19 protein-coding genes and 2 rRNA genes (1 of these 21 running past the window's edge) are annotated in these 20,618 nt (G+C 64.2%); 13 read left to right on the top strand and 8 right to left on the bottom strand.

Annotated features, from left to right (window positions below; all coding sequences use genetic code 11):
- Positions 1-52: 52 nt before the first annotated feature.
- On the bottom strand, positions 53-943 hold the full coding sequence (locus DND132_RS14045; protein ID WP_014323416.1) for a LysR family transcriptional regulator: 891 nt from the start codon (positions 941-943) through the stop codon (positions 53-55).
- Positions 944-1,030: 87 nt separating this feature from the next.
- Here DND132_RS14045 and DND132_RS14040 point away from each other — a divergent pair, with 87 nt between their 5' ends.
- The 7 genes from DND132_RS14040 (at position 1,031) to DND132_RS18625 (ending at position 4,545) form a co-directional block, all read left to right on the top strand.
- A complete protein-coding gene (locus DND132_RS14040) occupies positions 1,031-1,441 on the top strand; it encodes a CidA/LrgA family protein (protein WP_014323415.1) in 411 nt (136 codons plus the stop codon).
- On the top strand, positions 1,425-2,135 hold the full coding sequence (locus DND132_RS14035) for an LrgB family protein (protein ID WP_014323414.1): 711 nt from the start codon (positions 1,425-1,427) through the stop codon (positions 2,133-2,135). Before DND132_RS14040 ends, DND132_RS14035 begins: the two co-directional genes overlap by 17 nt.
- Before the next feature lie 116 nt (positions 2,136-2,251).
- On the top strand, positions 2,252-2,935 hold the full coding sequence (locus DND132_RS14030; protein ID WP_014323413.1) for a DUF554 domain-containing protein: 684 nt from the start codon (positions 2,252-2,254) through the stop codon (positions 2,933-2,935).
- A gap of 135 nt (positions 2,936-3,070) precedes the next feature.
- A complete protein-coding gene (locus tag DND132_RS14025; protein ID WP_014323412.1) occupies positions 3,071-3,694 on the top strand; it encodes a cysteine hydrolase family protein in 624 nt (207 codons plus the stop codon).
- Positions 3,695-3,696: 2 nt separating this feature from the next.
- Complete coding sequence (locus tag DND132_RS14020) at positions 3,697-4,149, top strand: MarR family transcriptional regulator (protein ID WP_014323411.1); 453 nt, start codon at positions 3,697-3,699, stop codon at positions 4,147-4,149.
- Positions 4,142-4,348 carry a putative antibiotic biosynthesis monooxygenase gene (locus tag DND132_RS14015; protein WP_014323410.1) on the top strand — a complete coding sequence of 69 codons (207 nt, stop codon included), beginning with the start codon at positions 4,142-4,144 and terminating at the stop codon, positions 4,346-4,348. The genes DND132_RS14020 and DND132_RS14015 overlap by 8 nt, the downstream gene beginning before the upstream one ends.
- Positions 4,345-4,545 (top strand): hypothetical protein, encoded by a 201-nt coding sequence (locus DND132_RS18625; protein WP_014323409.1) that lies wholly within the window; start codon positions 4,345-4,347, stop codon positions 4,543-4,545. Before DND132_RS14015 ends, DND132_RS18625 begins: the two co-directional genes overlap by 4 nt.
- Before the next feature lie 73 nt (positions 4,546-4,618).
- Here the strand turns inward: DND132_RS18625 and DND132_RS14005 are convergent, their stop codons facing one another.
- The 3 genes from DND132_RS14005 to DND132_RS13995 form a co-directional block, all read right to left on the bottom strand.
- Entirely contained in the window at positions 4,619-5,110 is a 492-nt protein-coding gene (locus tag DND132_RS14005; protein ID WP_014323408.1) for a hypothetical protein, read from the bottom strand.
- Between the two features lie 254 nt (positions 5,111-5,364).
- Complete coding sequence (locus tag DND132_RS14000; RefSeq protein ID WP_014323407.1) at positions 5,365-6,273, bottom strand: AEC family transporter; 909 nt, start codon at positions 6,271-6,273, stop codon at positions 5,365-5,367.
- A gap of 78 nt (positions 6,274-6,351) precedes the next feature.
- On the bottom strand, positions 6,352-7,101 hold the full coding sequence (locus tag DND132_RS13995) for an N-acyl homoserine lactonase family protein (protein WP_014323406.1): 750 nt from the start codon (positions 7,099-7,101) through the stop codon (positions 6,352-6,354).
- A gap of 299 nt (positions 7,102-7,400) precedes the next feature.
- Here DND132_RS13995 and DND132_RS13990 point away from each other — a divergent pair, with 299 nt between their 5' ends.
- Positions 7,401-7,859: a chemotaxis protein CheX gene (locus DND132_RS13990; protein WP_014323405.1), complete on the top strand. Its 459-nt coding sequence runs from the start codon at positions 7,401-7,403 to the stop codon at positions 7,857-7,859.
- Positions 7,860-7,892: 33 nt separating this feature from the next.
- Complete coding sequence (locus DND132_RS13985) at positions 7,893-9,476, top strand: HEAT repeat domain-containing protein (RefSeq protein WP_014323404.1); 1,584 nt, start codon at positions 7,893-7,895, stop codon at positions 9,474-9,476.
- A gap of 257 nt (positions 9,477-9,733) precedes the next feature.
- Here DND132_RS13985 and DND132_RS13980 read toward each other — a convergent pair whose 3' ends face one another.
- Positions 9,734-10,576 carry an esterase/lipase family protein gene (locus tag DND132_RS13980; protein WP_014323403.1) on the bottom strand — a complete coding sequence of 281 codons (843 nt, stop codon included), beginning with the start codon at positions 10,574-10,576 and terminating at the stop codon, positions 9,734-9,736.
- Positions 10,577-10,702: 126 nt separating this feature from the next.
- Here DND132_RS13980 and DND132_RS13975 point away from each other — a divergent pair, with 126 nt between their 5' ends.
- The 4 genes from DND132_RS13975 to DND132_RS13960 all read left to right on the top strand — a co-directional run bounded on the left by DND132_RS13975 (position 10,703) and on the right by DND132_RS13960 (position 16,570).
- A complete protein-coding gene (locus DND132_RS13975; RefSeq protein WP_014323402.1) occupies positions 10,703-11,731 on the top strand; it encodes a DUF1786 domain-containing protein in 1,029 nt (342 codons plus the stop codon).
- A 202-nt stretch (positions 11,732-11,933) separates the two neighbouring features.
- Positions 11,934-12,638 carry a DUF4197 domain-containing protein gene (locus DND132_RS13970; RefSeq protein WP_014323401.1) on the top strand — a complete coding sequence of 235 codons (705 nt, stop codon included), beginning with the start codon at positions 11,934-11,936 and terminating at the stop codon, positions 12,636-12,638.
- Positions 12,639-12,648: 10 nt separating this feature from the next.
- Complete coding sequence (locus DND132_RS13965; protein ID WP_014323400.1) at positions 12,649-14,709, top strand: AsmA family protein; 2,061 nt, start codon at positions 12,649-12,651, stop codon at positions 14,707-14,709.
- Positions 14,710-15,181: 472 nt separating this feature from the next.
- Entirely contained in the window at positions 15,182-16,570 is a 1,389-nt protein-coding gene (locus DND132_RS13960) for an esterase-like activity of phytase family protein (protein ID WP_014323399.1), read from the top strand.
- 152 nt (positions 16,571-16,722) lie between these two features.
- Here the strand turns inward: DND132_RS13960 and DND132_RS13955 are convergent, their stop codons facing one another.
- From DND132_RS13955 to DND132_RS13945, 3 genes are all read right to left on the bottom strand, one after another.
- On the bottom strand, positions 16,723-17,481 hold the full coding sequence (locus DND132_RS13955; protein ID WP_014323398.1) for a dimethylarginine dimethylaminohydrolase family protein: 759 nt from the start codon (positions 17,479-17,481) through the stop codon (positions 16,723-16,725).
- A 388-nt stretch (positions 17,482-17,869) separates the two neighbouring features.
- Positions 17,870-17,984, bottom strand: a 5S ribosomal RNA gene (gene rrf, locus DND132_RS13950).
- A gap of 66 nt (positions 17,985-18,050) precedes the next feature.
- Positions 18,051-20,618, bottom strand: a 23S ribosomal RNA gene (locus DND132_RS13945) (it continues 371 nt past the right edge of the window).

Here is a 20,618-nt window from a genome sequence, read left to right as displayed (position 1 = left end):
TTACGACAAAAGGGACCGGCCACGGGGCCGGTCCCTTTTGTCGTCGCCGGGCTCACTCCGCCTGCCCGCCGTAGAGATCGCGGACCACGTCGAGCCAGGCCTGGGCCGCCCGCGAGCGGTACGCGCCCCGCCGCCAGATCACGGCCATGTCCCAGACCATGTGCGGGTCCTCGACATCGATGATCCCGACCGCGCCGGAGGTCCGCCGCTCGGCCACGATCCGGGGCAGGAAGGCCGCCCCCAGTCCGGCCCCGGCCAGCTTGCAGATGAAGTCGATCTGGCTGCTCTTGGCGATGACCGCGGGCTCGAACCCGGACCGGCGGCAGGCCGTCAGGATGATCCGGTTCAGGGCGAAGCCGTCCTCGAACAGGATGAACGGCACCTCGCGCAGGGCGTCGAGGCGGATGGATTTCCGCGCGGCCTGGGGATAGTCCGGGGAAAGCAGGGCCACCAGGGGCTCACGCCGGACCGGCAGCCACTCGAACTCCTCGGACACGGGCAAGAGGGACGCGGCCAGCTCCACGCGACCGGCCCGCAGCAGCTCCTCCAGCTCGTCGCTGCCGTGCTCCATCAGCCGGATGTCGATGCCCGGAAAACGCTTGCGGTATTCCGCGAACACCGGGGCGAACAGGGTGGCCGCCCCGATCTGCGGCAACCCCAGGACCAGCGTGCCCTTGGCCAGCCCCTGAAGCTCCTCCAGCTCGCGCTCCATGTCGCCCCGCTCGGCCAGCAGGCGCAACCCCCGGCGGTAGACCACCTCGCCCGACGGGGTCGGCACGATGCCGGGCGCACCCCGGTCGAGCAGCGGCGCGTCCAGTTCGTTCTCCAGCTGGCGCACGGCCTTGCTGATGGTGGACTGGGTGCTGAACAGGACCTTGGCGGCTCGGGAAAACCCCTGCTGCCGGACCACTTCCACGAACATCTCTATTTTTCTGAACTCCATACCCATTCCAATATGGAATAGTTTCAAGTTACACAAGTCATTTGCTTCATCGAATGGGCCGACCTATGTTCCCGGCACGAGGTAATCATGACAACACGCGCCATAGCCATCCCCCTGCGGAGGAAATTCCACAACAGCAGCCTGGCCCAGGCCGGCCTGCTCTTTCTCGTCTGGCTGGCCAGCGAGGGGTTCGTCCGGGCCACGCACGTCCCGGTTCCGTCGGGCATCATCGGCCTGCTCATCGTCTTCACGCTGCTCTCCAGCCGGAGGGTCAGCCCGCGCAGCCTGCGCCGGGGGTCCGACTGGTACCTGGGCGAGATGCTGCTCTTCTTCATCCCGGCCGTGCCCGCGGTCATGGCCCACCCGGAGTTCTTCGGCCTGCTCGGCCTGAAGCTCCTGGCGGTCATCCTCCTGGGCACCGTGGCGGTCATGAACGTCACGGCGCTGACCGTGGACCTGTTCTTCCGCCTGGAGGCCCGCCGTGAACGCCGCGGTTGAGTTCTGGAACCAGCCCCTGGTCCAGGCCGTGGTCTGGTCCCTGCTGACCATCGCCCTCTACCTGGCGGCCAAGCTGGCCTACCGCCGCTGGCACCAATGGTGGCAGATGCCCCTGGCCCTGGCCCCGGCCCTGCTCATCCTGCTGGTCTGGGCCATGCACGTGCCCTACAGCCGGTACCACGACTCGGCGGGCTGGCTCCTGACCATGCTCGGGCCGGTCACGGTGGCCTTCGCCGTGCCCATCTACGAGCAGCGCAGGCTCATCCGGCGCTACTGGGCGGTCCTGAGCATCGGCATGCTGGCCGGGTCCGCAACGGCCTTCCTGACCAGCTGGGCCTTCGCCTCCCTGATGGGCATCGACGGGACCCTGCGCCTCAGCCTGCTGCCGCGCTCCATCAGCACCCCCTTCGCCGTGGACGTATCCAGGGACATCGGCGGCACGGCCGACCTGACGGCGGTCTTCGTCATCGTCACCGGCGTGCTCGGCTCCTTGGTGGGCGGGTTCCTGGCTGAACGGCTGCCCCTGCGCTCGGCCCTGGCGCGCGGGGCCATGCTCGGCGTGGCCGCCCACGGCGCGGGCACGGCCAAGGCCAACGAGCTCGGCCCCGAGGAGGGGTCCATCGCCGGGCTGCTCATGGTCCTGGTCGGCATGCTCGACGTGCTCGGCGCGACCGTCTTCGCCCTTTTCCGATAAGCGCGCTTTTTCCCCCGTTGCCGGGGCGGCGCGCACCCTCATTCCCCTTGTCAGGCCCTGCGCTTGGTGGTAGCACCGCTGGACCAACACACCCACGTCTGAGCAAGGAAACACGCATGCTGCCCATTGGTTCCATCGTCAACGCCTGCGCCATCATCGGCGGTTCGCTGATAGGCTGTTTTTTGCAGTCCCGCTTTCCCGAGCGCATCCGGTCCATCGTCTTCCAGGGGCTGGGGTTGTGCGTCCTGCTCATCGGCATCCAGATGGCACTCAAGGTGGAGAACATCCTGATCGTCATCTTCGCGGTGCTCCTCGGCGGCATCACCGGGGAATGGCTGCGCCTCGACACCCTGTTCGAACGGCTGGGCAACCGCTTCAAGCAGCTGGTCCACTCCAAGAACGCCACCTTCACGGACGGCCTGGTGACCACCTCCCTGCTCTTCTGCATCGGGGCCATGGCCATCGTCGGCTCGCTGGAGGAGGGCATCCACGGCGACGCCACCATCATCTACACCAAGTCCATCCTGGACGGCTTCGCGGCCATCGCCTTTGCCGCCACCTACGGCACCGGGGTCATCTTCTCGTTCATCCCGGTCCTCCTGTACCAGGGCTCCATCACCCTGGGGGCCTCCTTCTTCCAGCAGTACTTCTCGGACCTGATGATCGCCCAGATCACCGGCTGCGGCGGTCTGCTCATCGTCGGCATCGGCATCAACCTCCTGGAACTGACCGAGATCCGGCTGGCCAACCTGCTCCCCGCCCTGGTCTACGTCATCGTCCTGACCTACTTCTTCGGCTGACCGCTTCCGGCGGCCCGCCCGGCCTCTCCCCTCCCCTTTCGCCTCCCCTTCCGGCCGCCCCTTGACAATGCGGCGGACGCTAATTAGTTATCATGGTAACAATAAACGCCGGCAGGCGAACCCGTGGAGGAACCCATGCTTTACGACATAGATAAGGAGCGCTCGGCGCTCGTATTCATCGAGTTCCAGAATGAATGGCTCTCGGACGAGGGGATCCTGCAACGGCGGGTCATCAAGGACCTCGACGCCTTCCGGGACGCGGTGCGGACCGGCGCGCGGATCATCGAGTCCGCCCGAAGCAACGGCTGGACCGTGGTCCACGCGGGCCTCGACCTGCGCGACGACCCCGACTACCTGCTCTTCAACGGCGGCCGGGACGTGCTCGGGCTGCGGGGGGCCATCCCCCGCGCCGGGACCTGGCGGGACAAGGGCGTTGAGCGGCCCGCGCCGTTCGCGCCGCTCAGGGGCGAATTCGTGGTCGCCGGGCGGTCCGGGGCGAGCGTGCTCAAGAACTCCACCCTGGACCCGTTCCTGCGCAACCGGCGCATCGACACCCTCTTCCTCATGGGCTTCGCGACCCACGTCTGTGTGGAGTCCTCCCTGCGCGAGGCCCACGACATGGGCTACAACGCCTACCTGGTGGAGGATGCCTGCGCGGCCTTCGAGCGCGCCCAGCACGAGCACGTGCGCAAACACGTGGTCCATCACTTCGGCGCGGAAACCAACGGCGCGGAGCTCATCGCGCGCATGGAGGGCTGACCGTGTTCTTCCTCAAGGAACTGCCCACCCGCGAGACCCTGGAGCGCTACCACCGGCGCTTCCCCGGCATGCGGCCCGAGGTGGTCATGGAGGCCCTCGTGCTCATGAAACAGGGCAGCCTGCTCATCCGCCGCATGGACGAGTACTTCGCGGCCCACGGCCTGTCCCAGCTGCGCTACCTGGCCCTGGTGGTCATCGACCGCGAGCCGGACCGGGAGGAGATGACCGTCACGGAGCTGGCCTCCAAGCTCGACGTGTCCAAGCCGGTCATGACCCGGACCCTCAAGTCCCTGGTCGACGACGGCTTCCTGGCCGTGGCCGCGGACGAAACCGACCGGCGCGCCAAGCGCGTCCGGCTGACCGGTCCGGGCCGGGACAAGCTCGAGGCCATCCTGCCCGGCTACTACGAGACCATCCAGGCGGCCATGCAGGGGCTGGAGAGCGACCATGCCTAGCCCGGTCTTCGTCCTCAAGGTCTGGGTCTGCGTCTGGCTGCTCGTCACCCTGTTGACGGCCGCCGTGCGCAGCCTGGCCTGGCAACCGCCCCTGTTCGTGCAGACCATGGCCGTCAGCGGCATCCTCGTGCCGCTGATGGTCTACGTGATCCTGCCCTTCCTGCGCAGCGACAAGCCCCCGCAAGGAGACCGCCGATGACCCTGCGGCGCGCCAACCATCCCGGCCGGCCCGACCCGCTCGGGCCTTACGGCCATGCCGTCCGGCACAACGACACCCTGTACCTGTCCGGGCTCACGGCCCACGGCGCGCCCGCCCGCTCCCCGGTCCGGGTGGCCGGGCTCTTTGCCGACGGTCTCAGGATCGGCGTGGAGACCGTCCTGGACGTGAACGGGTAGCCTTCGCGAAAAAATGAAAAAAGGCCCGCCGGACGATCGTCAGGCGGGCCTTTCTGCGTGCTGAGGGGGATGCCTATTCGGCGGCCGCCTGCTTTTTGGCGGGCTTCTTCTTGGAGGCGCAGCCGCCGCAGCCCTTGGTCTTCCTGATTTCCTCGTCCGGCTCCAGGGTGCGGATTTCGGCCTCGGACTGGATGTGGCCCTTTTCCACGGCATAGGCGATGCAGTCCTCGAGGATCTGCTGGCAGTGCCCGGTGGGGATGAACTCGCCGACCATGGCCCGCTGGAACTCGGGACGGTCGAAGGGCTCGGCCCATTCCTTCTCGCGCAGGGACATCCATGGCCCGATCTCGGGGGTGTCGATGGGCGGCGTGGTGGAACGCAGGAACACCTCCCAGTGGGTGTACCCGTAGATGTCGTCCAGGGTCTCCTCCGGGGTGCAGCTGTGCACCTCGCTGGCCTGGAACGAGACGAACAGCTTGAAGCCCACGGCCAGTTCCTTGAACACGCGCCCGAACTCCTCGGTCCGGTAGCCCTCGACGAGATATTCTCTGAAATCTTTAGCCATTACATACTCCTTGACGGGTGCCATGAACAGGAAATCAGCGGCATACTTACTCAATTCCCCACTTAAATCAAGGGGTTTCGCAAAACCACCTCCCCGCCCCGGCATTCAGACCATAAGCCACCACACCCCGCGAAGCGGCGATACAAAGTTTAGGGAAAGGTGGGGATGGGGGGTCCGGGAAAAGGGAAGGAACACCCCTTTTCTCAAAGGGGTGTTCCTTCCCTTCCCCCGGCCGCCGGAGGTGCCCCCCCCCTCTACCCCAGCAGGGCGAGGACGAGGGGCATGGTCAGGGCGGAGAGCACGGTCTGGGCGGTGATGATCAGGGCCATGACCTCGTGGTCGCCGCCCATCTGGCGGGCCAGGATGAAGGAGGACACGGACACCGGGATGGCGGTGTAGATGAGCGCGGTGGTCACGGCCGGGCCGGACACGCCGAGGAGCCGGGCGCAGCCGTAGGCGGCCAGCGGCAGGGCCACGAGGTGGGCCAGGGAGGCCAGGACCACGGGCAGGGTGGACGCGCCCAGGCCGCCGAAGCGCAGCCCCGCGCCCACGGCCAGCAGGCCGAGCGGCAGGGCGGCCTTGCCCAGGATGGCGAGCAGGTCCGTGACCACGCCGGGCAGGGGCAGGCCGAGCAGGCTGATGGCCATGCCGACCACGCAGGCCAGGATGAGCGGGTTCTTGACCAGCTCAAGGCCCACGCGGCCCAGCCCGCCGCCGTGTTTGCCGTGGCGCGACAGGACCAGGACGCAGAGCACGTTGACCAGGGGGATGAGGGTCAGCATGGCCACGGCGGTCAGGGTCATCCAGTCCGGGCCCAGGAGCGCGGCGGCGGCGGACATTCCCACGTAGGTGTTGGGCCGGATGGCCCCCTGGAAGACCGAGGTGAAGACCGGGCCGTCCAGGTGGAACATGGTCCGGGTGAAGACCAGGAACGCGCCCACCAGGCAGACGGCCGAGACCAGGGTCAGGACGAGCCCCATGGAGGAGGCGTCGAAATGGCGCCCGGCCAGACCGCTGACGAGCATGGCCGGGAAGAGCACGTAGTAGGTCAGCCGTTCGGACACGGGCCAGAAGCCCACGCTGGGAAAGTCGAGGCGATGCAGGACAAAGCCGATGAGGATGAGCCCGAAGATGGGCAGGATGGCGAGGACCACGGGCGACATGCTCGGCACGCTACGCCCGGAGACTGTGGCATGGCAAGAAAAACGGGGGGCTTCCGTGCGGGAAGCCCCCTGTCGCGTCTATTCGGGGATGGTCTCCATGGAGGCCCATTTGGGCTCGTGGAGGGGCAGGACGTAGTCGGCCATGTCCCGGGCCTTGAGCAGGATGTCGTAGGCCTCGTAGGGGCCGGTGTTGGTGCCCGGCGGAATGACCTCCATCTCCATGGCCCGGACCTCCTTGGGCGGATCCAGGTTCTCGAGGATGGTGCAGAAGCCGCAGATGAGCACCGACCCCTTGTCGGTCTCGATCTTCACGGACATGCCGCCGGGGGTGTGGGCCGGGGTGTGGATCATGGTGATGCCGGGCAGGACCTCGGTGTCCTTGTTCACGGTCACGATCTGGCCGTTCTCCTTGACGTCGTCCACGTAGTCCTCGAGGTAGCGGAAATCGAGCGGGTGCGGGTTGTAGACCGACTCCAGCTCCTTCTCGTGCACGTAGAAGGTCGCGTTCACGCACTTGTAGTCGTTCTCGCAGTGGTCGTTGTGCAGGTGGGTGTGGATGACCACGTCGATGTCCTCGGGCTTGAGGCCGTATTTGGCCAGCCCCTCCTCGAAGGTATATATGTGGCCGCCGATGGCCTTTTCGCGCTCCTCGGAGACGATGGGCTGCATCTCGCCGGTATCCACCAGGATGTGCTTGTCGCCGCCCTCGATGTACCAGGTGTAGATGGGGATGGTGTACGGGGTCCCGTAGTCGTGCTGGTAGGTCATCATGCCTTTGTCGAAGACCTTGGTGCCCATGACGATCGGGTGAATCTTGTAGGTGCTCATGCTTCACGCTTCCTGTTGTATTTCAACTCTAAGTATGAGCGGACGTACCCCCTGTCAAGACCGGGGCAGCCCCCCGCGCCCCCGGCCCGGACCGGACTCGGGCGGAACACGCGGGGAGGTATTATTAATATTATACACACCTTGACCCGTTAACTCATCCTCGGGTAGGTACTTGCAATGCGGGGCTATGCCGTTGCGCTGGCCGCCGAAGGCTATTTACGGGTATTCTCTAATTATTGCGGATAATTGGGGAAACTTGAAGACAGATACACAGACCCTCATTTTCAAGGAGAGCGAGCATGGACGTCGAACTGGCCAAGCCCTTCATCAAAGCCGCCATAGATGTCTTGTCCACCATGGCCTTCATCAAGCCCGAGGTCGGCAAGCCGTATGTGAAGCGAAACAACGTCGCGGCCGGCGACGTGTCCGGGATGGTCGGCATCACCGGCGAGAAAAACGGCAGTGTTTCCCTTTCCTTTTCCAAGGGCTGCGCCGTGGCCATCGTCAGGAACATGCTCGGCGACGAGATCGAGGACATCATGCAGGACGTCAAGGACGCCGTGGGCGAGCTGACCAACATGATCTCCGGCCAGGCCAGGGCCGGGCTGGCGGAGAAGGGACTCGTGTTCCAGGGCTCCACGCCCACCGTGGTCATGGGGGACAACCACACCATTTCCCACATGGCCAAGGCCCCGATCATGGCCATCCCCTTCAAGACCAAGGACGGGAACTTCACCATCGAGTTCTGCTTCGAGTAGGCCGCAGCCTTTTCAACAACACGCGGAGACGACATGTCACCACTAGACAACTTCAGAGAAAAGGAATTCCTGGATCAGATCACGATCCTCAATGAGATTTCCGGAAGCAAGGACTCGGAGGCCCTGCCCGACCTGGTGGACCTGCTCAAGGACCCCGTTGGCGACACGTCCATCGACTACATGGTGGTCAATGCCCTGAACGCGGTCCTGTCGAGCGACGAGGACAAGGCCATCGAGGGACTGAAGGACCCGCACGAGGGGTTCAGCATCCTGTGCATCCGGGTGGCCGGGGAATACGGCCTCAAGGGCGCGGTGGGGCCGCTGGTGGACCTGGCCCTGACCGAGCAGGACATCGACCGCCTGATGGAGATCCTGACCTCGCTCGCGCGCATCGGCGACGAGGCCGCCACCCCCGTGTTCCGCCGGTTCCTGAACCACCAGGACCCGTTCATCCAGTCCTCGTGCATCGAGGCCCTGGGCAAGCTCGGCGACCCGCAGTCCATTGCCGAATTCAAGAAGATCATTGCCGACAGCGAGGCGGACGACCGCTTCGAGGTCTGCGACATCACCACCTGGAAGGCCGTGGACGCCCTGGCCCGCAACGCCACCGAGGACACCATCGCCTTCCTGGTCAACACCCTGCATCACAAGAACCCCACGGTGCGCCGGATCATCACCGACGCTCTGATCAACGTGGGCCCGTTCTGCATCCCCATGCTCCTGGGCGCCTTCGAGACCGGGGACACGGACACCCGGATTCTGGCCGCCAACGTGCTGGGCTTCCTGCGCGACAAGGCGGGCGCGGACGGGCTGGTGGCCGCCTTCGACAAGGGCCGGGCCGACGACCTCAACGTGCGCTACGCCGTGTACGAGGCCCTGGGCCGCATAGGCACCATGAAGGGCATCATCTGCCTGGTGGACGGGCTGTCCGAGACCGACGAACTGATCCTCATGGCCGTCATCGGAGGGCTGGAGCAGCACGTCAATCCGGGCATGATCTCCACCCTGACCAACCTCATCGTCAAGGCCGACGACCAGGCCTTCCGCCTGGCCAAGGCGGTCATCAGTTCTCGGGCCACGGCCATCTTCGACCGCCTGTACGACAACCAGGGGGCCGGGGACATCCTGGTGGACGCCCTGGCCGAGTCCCGGGACCCGGAGATCGTCGAGGAATTCCGGGGCGTGCTGGCCGAGATCGGCGGCATGCGCGCGGAGCAGGACCTGGACCGGCTGCCGAGCCTGACCCTGGGCACGCGCAAGGCTCTGGCAGCGGACGACTCGCGCTCCATGTGCGCCATGCACCGGGCCATCCTCACGGACCTCGGTTTCGAGCCGTCCATGGCCGCCAACGGCGAGGAGGCCTACGAGTTCATCGAGCAGGGCGAGACGTTCGAGGTCATCATCACGGACATGAACATGCCGATCATGGACGGCATGGAGCTGGTCGGCAAGATCCGCTCCACCCCGGGCATGGAGGACGTGCCGATCATCATGGTCACCACCGAGTCCGAGGCCTCCCAGCAGGGGCTGGCCTCCAAGACCGGCGTGACCGCCTTCATCACCAAGCCCTTCAAGCCCGACGACCTCAAGGCCAAGATCCTCGAAGTCACCGGGTAGCGACCCGACGGAAAAGCCGTGCAAGGGGCCTCGTTCGAGGCCCTTTTTTTTGGACGTATAGAGTTGACCCTTTTCGCCGGTTGAAAGCCGCGTGGCGATGAAACATTGCGTCGCAGGCGCTGAAGGGGGATGCAGGGGCGCGAGTCCTCGCCCGCCGGAGGCGAAATCATCCGACTTGCGCCGCGAAGCGGCTTTCAACGTTTGATTTTTCCGCCAGTGAGTAAAAGGGATGGTTCTTTTTTTTGTGTGGGGGGCGCCTAGCCCTCGTCTGTTCCCGCGTCCCTGAGCGGGCGCAGGAAGTCGATGACCATGTCGGCCACCTCCGGGGAGTAGAGCATCCAGACGTGGCCCATGGGGGCGCAGACGCGCTCCCGCCAGCCGGGCCGACCGGTGCGCAGAAGGTCGAGCGGGATGACGTAGTCGTCGGCCATGGTGTAGACCGCCAGCTTGGGGCAGTCCGGGTCCGGGGCTTCGGCCACGGCCTCGGTGATGTCCCGGCCCGGAATGAGCCCCCGGGCCATGCGGTTGCCGCCCAGCCAGGCCAGCTCGCTGCCCCCGTGGGGCGAGCCCAGGGTGACCAGCGCGGCCACCCGGTCGCGGAACCGGGGGTCGCCAGCGGCGCAGCGGCAGAGCAGCCCGCCCAGGCTGTGACCGATGAGGATGACCCCGCCGTCCGGGGCGTCGCCCAGGATCGCGTCCAGCCTGTCCTTGAGCCCGGCCAGGGCGTGGTCGAAGTCCCTGGTGAAGCTGTTGTAGCCGTAGGTGTGCAGGTTGCGGAACCCGGCCCGGCGCAGCCTGCGGGCCATGACCAGCCAGGCCGTGCGGTTGTGGTACAGGCCGTGGACCATGAGCACGGGCGTGCCCGTGCGCGAGGCGGCCCGCTCGGGCAGGGCCAGGAAGAGGATGCTCGGCAGGGCGACCACGTCGGCGGCCATGGCCGTGACCACGCCGCGCGCCACGGCCGCGCCCAGGCCGCCGGTCTCCTCGCGGATGAGCCCGAGCCGCCCGGCCAGGGCGTTGGAAAGCAGGAAGATGCCGTAGCGCAGCAGGGTGAACAGGGCCAGGCCCAGGAGGACGTAGCAGAAGACTTTGACGGGCATGCCGCACCATGACGTCCGCCCTGTCCGCTGTCAACCCGGCCCATCCCCGTGACCAGGCAGGGCGCATGCCCTTGCGCCGGGCCCCGGCACGGTGTACCTAGGCCGGACATCAAAAGGAGCATTTTCGTGACAACCACACTCTGCCTCGACATCGGCAGCGGCACCCAGGACGTGCTGCTCCACTACCCGGACAGGGAGATCGAGAACTGTCCCAAATTCGTCATCCCCTCCCCGGCCCTGCAGATCGGCCGCCGCATGGAGCCCCTGCGCATGGCCAAAAAGCCCGTCTGGCTGCACGGCAGCAACATGGGCGGCGGCGTGACCCGCTTCGTCAACGCCCACCTCAAGGCCGGGCTCAAGGTGGCCGCCTCCGAGAGCGCCGCCTACACCATGGCCGACGACCTGACGCGCGTCACCGGCATGGGCATCGAGCTGACCGACACCTGCCCGGACGGCTACGTCCCGGTGCGCTTCACCGACTTCGACGAGGCCTGGTGGCGCCGCTTCCTGGACGCCGCCGAACTGCCCTGGCCCGACCGCATCGCGGCCTGCGCCCAGGACCACGGCTTCCACCCCGGCAAGTCCAACCGCCTGGGCCGGTTCAAGCTGTGGCAGACCCTGCTCCACGACGGCGAAGGCCGCCCCGAGGCCCTGGTCTACCAGACCCCGCCCACCATGCTTACCCGGCTCAAGGACCTGCAACGTGACATCGGCGGCGGGCCCGTGGCCGACACCGGCGCGGCCGCCGTGCTCGGCGCGCTCTACGTGGACGAGATCGAACGCCTGAGCTTTACGCGCGGCATCACCCTGGTCAACATCGGCAACTCGCACCTGATCGCCTTCCTGCTCTTCAACGGGCGCATCCACGGGGTCTACGAACAGCACACCGGCTGCGTGAACGGCGAGAAGCTGTGGGCCGACCTGGCCGCGTTCCGCTGCGGCTGCCTGTCCTTCGAGCAGGTCTTCGACGAGAAGGGGCACGGCTGCCTATGCCTGGACCTGCCCGCCGCGGCCGAGGGTTTCACGCCCACCTTCGTCATCGGCCCGCGCCGGGGCATGCTCAATGGGTACGACGTGGAATTCCCCTCACCGGGCGGCGACATGATGCTGGCCGGCTGCTTCGGCCTGCTCAAGGGTCTGGCCATGCAGGAATAAGCGCGGGATCGACCTCGGTACGATCCGCCTCCTTCTCCGTGTTATATCCGCCTCATACCGCCTTCATCGAATGATCGCGCGCCGGTCCGCCCCCGGACCGGCGCGCGTGCACAGTGCCGAAATTCGTCCCGCCCCCTAGGCAGAACGGCCGTCGAGTGCTATCGTTCAACCTGTCCATTACCCCTGCAAACCGGAGTTCGTCATGTCCGTCAAATACAATGCCGCCCCCCTGCTCACCCTGCTGCTCGTGCTTTCCTGCCTCCTGACCGCCGCGCCCGCCTCGGCCGGATGGGGCGACGCCCTCAAGGCGGCCGGAGACGCCGGGGCCAAGGCCGCGGGGTTGTCCGTGACCCCGTCCCAGATCGAGACCGCCTTCCGCGAACTGCTCTCCATGGGCGCGGATTCCGCCGTGGAATCCCTGTCCCAGGACGGCGGCTTCTCCAAGCTGGCGGCCACGTCCCTGTCCCTGCCGGACAGTTACCAGAAGGTTGCCGAGACCGTGGCCCCGAACCTGCTGGCCAACCTGAACTCCGCGGCCGAGGCGGCCGTCCCGGCCGTGGGCGAGCTCTTCCAGAAGACCATCAAGAGCATGGAGTTCGCCAACCCCACCGGCCTGCTCTCGGGCAAGAGCGACGCCGTGACCAGCTATTTCGAGGAGAGCGCCCGGTCCGATCTGGCCAAAAACGCGGCCCCGCTGATCCAGGCCGCCCTGGAAAAGGCCGGGGCCGGCAGCGCGGTCAGCGCCGTGCAGCAGCTCTCCTCCCTGACCGGCACCGCCTTCGACCCGGTGGACTACCTGACCGACAAGACCCTGGACTCCATGTTCCTGTACATGGCCCAGACCGAAAAGGGCGTTCGCTCGGGCGACATCACGGCCACCAGCGAACTTCTGCAAAAAGTCTTCTAGGAGCGAAACCATGAACAAGACCCTCAAGATCAGCCTGATCGTCGTCGGGGCCCTGGCGGCCCTGTTCGTGACCGCCTGCATCGTCCTGGTGCTGGTCGTCGATCCCAACGACTACAAGGTCCAGATATCCCAGGCGGTCAAGGATCGCACCGGCCGTGAGCTGAAATTCGAAGGCGACATCGGCTTCAACTTCTTCCCCTGGCTCGGGCTCAAGGTCGGGCCCATGGCGCTCGGCAACGCGCCGGGCTTCGCACCCGACGAGATGGTCCGCATCAACCGCGCCGAGGCCTCCATCCGGCTCCTGCCCCTGCTCTCGGGGGACGTGGCCGTGGGCACCGTGGTCCTGGACGGCCTGACCCTGAACCTGGCCAGGAACAAACAGGGCGCGACCAACTGGGACGACCTGGCCAAGGGCGGCGAGGCGGGCAAGGCCGAGGCCGAGACCGCCACAGGCTCCGAATCCCCCGCCGAGTCCGGCTCCGCCCCGTCCCTGTCCGTCGAGGGCGTGGAGATCACCGGGGCCAACATCGTCTACGACGACCGCCAGGCGGGCACCAGGACCACCGTCAACGACCTCAGCCTGATCATCGGCGCGGTCGGCGACAAGATCCGCTTCCCCTTCGAACTCAAGTTCCGTCTCAAGCTCGACAGTCCCAAGGTGGACACCCGCCCGGTCCTGATCGGCTTCGCCCGGTTCGACCAGGAGGCGGGCAGCATAGAGGTGGACGACATGGAGTTCTCCCTGCTCAACCTCAAGCTGACCGGCCTGCTCTTCGCCAAGAGCAAGGCCGACGACACCTCGTTCTCCGCCGAACTCAAGCTGGCCCCGGCCTCGGTTCGCGAGCTCATGAAACAGCTCGGCCTGACCCCGCCCGAAACGGCCGACCCCAAGGTCCTGGAGAACCTGTCCGCCGACCTCAAGGTCAACGGTTCCGACACGCAGGCCACCCTGGAGTCCCTGACCGTCAAGCTGGACCAGACCCTGCTCACGGCCGAGGGCGCAGTCAAAAACTTCAAGAAGCCCGCCGTGACCCTCAACGCCAACGTGGACGACATCGACGCGGACCGCTACCTGCCGCCCAAGTCCGAATCCGCCGACTCGAAGCAGGCCGCACCCGCCGCCCAGGCCACGCAGGCCCCGGCCGCCGAGCCCGACCTGAGCGCGCTCAAGGACCTGGACCTCAAGGCCCGGCTGACCGTGGGCAAGCTCAAGGTCATGAACCTGACCATCACCGATATCCTGGCCGCGATCACCGCGAAGAACGGGCTGGTCACGGCCGACCCGGTCTCCCTGAACCTCTATGACGGCGCCTACACGGCCAAGGGCACCCTCAACGCCAACCAGGCCGTGGCGGGCTGGACCGAAACAGGCCAGCTCAAGAACGTCCAGGCCGGGCCGCTGCTCAAGGACCTGACCGGCAAGCAGCGGCTGAGCGGCACGACCAACGCCCAGTACGACCTCAAGGGCGCGGGCCTGACCCCGGACAACATCAAGAAGTCCGTGACCGGCACCGCCTCCTTCGCCTTCACCGACGGGGCCATCCACGGCGTGAACGTGGCCAAGATGCTCCGCGACGGCTGGAGCCGCCTCAAGGGCCAGGCCGTGAGCGGCGACGAACCGGCCAAGACCGACTTCGCCGAGCTGCTCGGCTCCGCCACCCTGACCAACGGGCACATCGTCAACAAGGACCTGCTCATGAAGTCCCCGCTGCTGCGCGTCACCGGCCAGGGCTGGGCCGACCTGCCCAAGAACACCACGGACTACACGGCCACGGTCACCGTGGTCGGCACCCTGGAGGGCCAGGACGGCAAGTCCATCGAGGATCTCAAGGGGCTTCCCCTGCCCGTCAACGTCAAGGGCAGCCTGGACGACCCGTCCATCTCCCTGGACCTCAAGGCCATGGGCGAGGCCCTGTTCAAGGGTACGTTCAAGGAGGGCGCCAAGGGCATCGAGAAGACCCTCAAGCAGGACCTCCTGGGCGGCTCCAAGACCTCCGGCTCCACCGGCACCACCACCGACACCAAGACCACGGACAAGCCCGTGAACCCGCTCAAGAAGCTGTTCCAGTAAGCGCTTGCCTCCGGCGGCCGGGGAGAGGGAAACCCTTTGAAAAGGGTTCTCCCTCTCCCCGCCCTCCGGCTCCCCCATCCCCTCTCCCTTCCCAAACCTTTTGGTTCCGCTTCGCGGGGCAGGCACACGATGGACCGCCCCCTCTGCCCTATTCCGCTCCGCCCCCATCCTCCCGAACGATCTCACTCCACTTCACCGCGCAGGTTGCCCGACTTTCCGCGTTAGACGGCAGCCTTTTTATACCCCCCCGGCCGTGGGACAGGCTTGGGAGAGAGTGGGGCAGCGTGCATTTTCTTTTGACGGGCTTTCACCGCAGCGTATTGCGGCATACGCGAGGATGAAAGCGCGCCGGGAAAAATGCGCGGATGGCCCGCTATCGCAAGCCGCTAGACGTTACAGAAATGCCACCCCCCTGAAACAACTGTTTCTCGGACATTCCTTATAAGATGCAAAATTCATCAGGAGGCATTCCATGCTGCGCTCTCTCATTCTGTCCGCCTTGCTCCTGGCCTCCGCCGTCCAGACCGTCTGGGCCGCGGATGTCACCGTGGAGAAATACGACATCGAAATTCCCAAGGAATTCATGGTCCCCTACACGGGCCAATACGCCGACCGGTTCCCAGGCGGGTTCACCATCGGCGTGGGCTCGGGCATGACCTACGTGGGCCGCGCCGCCGACGGTGCGCGCGTGTTCTACGCCATCACCGACCGTGGCCCCAACGCCGACGCGCCCAAGTTCGAGCTGAACGGCAAGGCCACGGCCAGCAAGATGTTCCCGGCCCCGAACTTCGCGCCCTCCTTCGGGGCGGTGCGCGTCAAGGACGGCCACGCCGTGCTCGCCTCCCTGATCACCATCAAGGACGAGAAGGGCCGCCCCGTGTCGGGCAGGGCCATCCCCATCGGCTCCGTGGGAGCCACCGGCGAAGTGCCCCTGGACGACGTCCTGAAGCGGCTGCCCTTCGATCCCGAGGGGCTGGACACCGAGGGCATCGCCATCGACAGCAAGGACAAGCGCTACCTGTGGATCTGTGACGAGTACGGCCCGTTCATCGCCAAGATCGACGGCTACACCGGCAGGATCGTCAAGAAGTTCGTGCCGGGTAAGGAGTTGCCCATGATCGTCACCACCCGCCAGCCCAACCGGGGCATGGAGGGCATCGCCGTGACCCCCGGCGGCAAGGTCCTGGCCGCCGTCCAGTCGGTCTGCGACGTGGACGGCAACATCAAGAAGTCCAAGGCCACCTTCATCCGCCTGGTGCTCCTCGACCCGGCCACCGGCAAGGTCGAGCAGTTCGCCTACCCGCACGACATCCGGAACTACGCCCAGTCCGCCCACGCCATGATCGGCGACCTGCACGCCATCTCGGACAGCAAATTCCTGCTGGTGGAGCGGGGCAAGAACGCGGACGGCAAGGGCCGCATCCCCATCTACCTCATCGACCTGGCCCAGGCCACGGACATCTCGGACGTCAAGACCAATGACGGCAAGGAGCTTGAGACCCTGGCCGACCGCAGCGCCGTGGAGGGGCTGGGCGTGAAATACGTTCAAAAGACGAGGCTCCTCGACATCAAGGAGTACGGCTGGAAACCCGCCAAGGCCGAGGGTGTGGCCCTGCTGCCCGACATGCGCACCATCGCCGTGACCTCGGACAACGACTTCGGCTTCACCTTCAAGGTCGTGGACCCGGTCAACGACGAGGACGGCAAGCCCGTGACCAAGGCCGCCGCCTACACCGTGGACGGTTCGGGCCAGGTCAAATACAAGGGCAAGCCCGTGAACACGCACATCGAGCTCTCGCCCTCCGAGACCGCCTCCAAGCTCTGGCTCTTCACCCTGCCCAAGCCCGTGACCCAATACTAGACCCCATCCGAGGCCGGGGGAGGCAACCTCCTCTCCCCTTCCCCGGTCTCGACATCCTCCATCGCCGACCGCCGACCCGCGAAGGAGCAAACAAAAGGCCCCGGTTCGAATGAACCGGGGCCTTTTCATTGCGGAACAGGACCGCGAGCTGCCTAGAATCGCAGGGACAGGCAGGTCAGGCCGCCGTCCAGCTTGCGGAACTCGGACACGTCGATGACCACGGTCTTGACCCCGGTGGCCTGGACCTTGGCCAGGGTCTTGGGGAAGCCCGCCGGGACGATGACCGTGCCGTTGATGTACAGGCAGTTGCGGGCATAGGCCTCGTCGTCCTCGACCACGACGTGCCGGAAGCGGGCCAGCTCGGGCAGGGAGTCGCAGCAGGGCGAGACCAGAATGGTGTCGTTGCCGATGAAGTTGACGTCAGTCTTGAAGTGCAGGGAGGGGCAGCAGGCGATGACCACGGTGTCGTAGCCGTGGGGCCGGACCGCGTCGGCCAGGGCGGCCGCGCCTTGGGCATTGGTGCGGTCGGACAGCCCCACGAAGAAGGTCTTGTCCACCAGGAGCACGTCACCGCCCTCGATGAGCGCGGGCGGGACGATGCGGACCACGGGCTTGTGCCGGGCCAGCTCCGGCTCGATGGTCAGCTGTTCGCCCTGGCGCGACGGCGCGCCCAGCGGGGTGAGCACGGCGACCTCCGCACAGACCACGGCGGTGTCCTCCACGAAACAGCAGTCCGGGAATCCCGGCGCGGCATCGAGCACGGTCACGTCCAGGCCCAGATCGCGCAGGGTCCGGCAGTAGGCGTCGTGCTGCTCCAGGGCCAACTCGAAGTCCGGCTTGCCCAAGTTCTGCGAAGTGATGCCGTCGACCATCTCGGGTCCCGGACGGCGGGTAATGGCATGAGTGAACATGGTGATCTCCTTCAATGAAAAGTGCCCGCACAGAGTGCTGATTCCCCACCCGCCCGTCAAGCACGTTCTCTCTCGAAAAGCAAGGTGGACAACGCCCAACCGCGAGCGCCGGCAGCCCCTCCGTTGCGGGCAACCCCAGCCTTCCCTCTGGAGCGCCTTGGTGCGCATAGCGCACCAACAGCGGCTCTCTCCTCCCGCGTCCGCACGGAGCGAGGCTTTCGAGAGTGGGTCGGATGTGCATTTTCCGAGGGGGACGGGCGACCGCAGCGTATTGCTCCATACGTGAGGATCGCCTGCCGCCTCGGAAACGGTGCGGGCGGCCCGCTCTCGGAAGCCGCTCGATAAAAAAGAAAAAGCCCCAGTCAGAGACTGGGGCTTTGGAAATATTCCTTGGCGGCGACCTACTTTCCCACACGCTACCATGCAGTATCATCGGCGATGGAGGGCTTAACTACCGGGTTCGGAATGGGACCGGGTGTACCCCCTCCTCCTTGGCCACCAAGAAAATTTGGTGAACTTGGAAGTTCGAATATATAAGTAAATAGGGGAAGAGAGAATTCCATTAGTTGTTAAATAAGCCGCACGATCTATTAGTACTGGTCAGCTGAACAACTTGCGTTGCTTACACCTCCAGCCTATCAACCTGGTGGTCTTCCAGGGATCTTTAGGGACATAATGTCCAGGGAGAACTTATCTTAAGGCGGGCTTCCCGCTTAGATGCTTTCAGCGGTTATCCTTTCCGAACTTAGCTACCCTGCTATGCCGCTGGCGCGACAACAGGAACACCATAGGTTCGTCCACCCCGGTCCTCTCGTACTAGGGGCAGACCCTTTTCAATTCTCCTACGCCCACGGAGGATAGGGACCAAACTGTCTCACGACGTTTTAAACCCAGCTCGCGTACCACTTTAAACGGCGAACAGCCGTACCCTTGGGACCTGCTTCAGCCCCAGGATGTGATGAGCCGACATCGAGGTGCCAAACCGCGTCGTCGATGTGAACTCTTGGACGCGATCAGCCTGTTATCCCCGGCGTACCTTTTATCCTATGAGCGATGGCCCTTCCATTCGGAACCACCGGATCACTAAGACCAACTTTCGTTCCTGCTCGAGATGTCTCTCTCACAGTCAAGCTCCCTTATGCCTTTGCACTCAACGGCTGGTTTCCAATCAGCCTGAGGGAACCTTTGCAAGCCTCCGTTACTATTTTGGAGGCGACCGCCCCAGTCAAACTACCCACCAGACAATGTCTCCACACCGGATAACGGTTATGGATTAGATACCTAAGTAATCAAGGGTGGTATTTCAAGGGTGACTCCACGCATACTGGCGTACACGCTTCAAAGTCTCCCACCTATCCTACACATGATTAATCAAATACCAATGTCAAGCTGCAGTAAAGGTGCACAGGGTCTTTCCGTCCTTCCGCGGGTAACCGGCATTTTCACCGGTAATTCAATTTCACTGAGTCTCTGGTTGAGACAGCGGGGAGATCGTTACGCCATTCGTGCAGGTCGGAACTTACCCGACAAGGAATTTCGCTACCTTAGGACCGTTATAGTTACGGCCGCCGTTTACTGGGGCTTCGATTTAGAGCTTCGCTTGCGCTGACCCCACCTCTTAACCTTCCAGCACCGGGCAGGCGTCAGTCCCTATACATCGTCTTACGACTTAGCAGAGACCTATGTTTTTAGTAAACAGTCGCCCCCCCCGATTCCTGCGTCTCAAATCCGCTCACATAGTCAAATGGTCACGGAATCGAGCACCCCTTATCGCGAACTTACGGGGTCATTTTGCCGAGTTCCTTAACCAGAGTTCTCTCAAGCGCCTTGGTCTGCTCGACCCACCTACCTGTGTCGGTTTGCGGTACGGTATGCATACGCTAAACTTAGAAGATTTTCTTGGCAGCATGGACTCAACGGCTTCAGTCAGTTTAATGACACGGCATCACGTCTCAGGCATAGAGAGCTGCGGATTTACCTGCAACTCAACCCTACTCGCTTGCACCGGGATATCCAACACCCGGACCGCCTATCCTCCTGCGTCCCTCCATCGCACACGTATACATGTACAGGAATATTAACCTGTTTCCCATCGACTACGCATTTCTGCCTCGCCTTAGGGGCCGACTTACCCTGGGAAGATTAACTTTACCCAGGAAACCTTAGGTTTACGGCGAATAAGTTTCTCACTTATTTTATCGTTACTCATGCCAGCATATTCACTTCTCATTAGTCCAGCGCACCTCACGGTACACCTTCGTCCCATCTGAGAACGCTCCCCTACCGCTCATAGTAAACTATGAACCCAAAGCTTCGGTACAATGCTTAGCCCCGTTACATTTTCGGCGCAGAATCGCTAGGCCAGTGAGCTATTACGCTTTCTTTAAAGGATGGCTGCTTCTAAGCCAACCTCCTGGATGTATCAGCAACTCCACCACCTTTCCCACTTAGCATTGATTTAGAGACCTTAGCTGTTGGTCTGGGCTGTTTCCCTTTTGGCCACGGGCCTTCGCACCCATAGCCTGACTGCCATACATCATTTACCGGCATTCGGAGTTTGAAAGGGGTTGGTAACCTGGTGGGGCCCCTAGCCCTGTCAGTGCTCTACCTCCGGTAAACTAATATGACGCTATACCTCAATATATTTCGGGGAGAACCAGCTATCACCGAGTTTGATTGGCCTTTCACCCCTATCCACAAGTCATCCAAATCGTTTTCAACCGATACTGGTTCGGCCCTCCACTTGATTTTACTCAAGTTTCAGCCTGCTCATGGATAGATCACCCGGCTTCGGGTCTAATCCGCAGTACTTGGCGCCCTATTCAGACTCGCTTTCGCTACGGCTACGTCTCAAGACTTAACCTCGCACTACAGATTAACTCGCTGGCCCGTTATGCAAAAAGCACGCGGTCACGGAACAAGTCCGCTCCCACAGCTTGTAGGCACATGGTTTCAGGTTCTATTTCACTCCCCTAACAGGGGTTCTTTTCACCTTTCCCTCACGGTACTGGTTCGCTATCGGTCACTAGGGAGTATTTAGGCTTGGGAGATGGTCCTCCCGGATTCCCACGGGGTTTCACGTGTCCCGCGGTACTCAGGTACCGGTCACGCCACTTTCGATTTAAGGTACGAGACTT

Origin of the sequence: Pseudodesulfovibrio mercurii (assembly GCF_000189295.2) — a bacterium.
Lineage (GTDB): Bacteria > Desulfobacterota > Desulfovibrionia > Desulfovibrionales > Desulfovibrionaceae > Pseudodesulfovibrio > Pseudodesulfovibrio mercurii.
The sequence above is the reverse complement of the archived record's forward strand: the minus strand, read 5'-3'. Positions and strand labels throughout refer to the sequence as shown.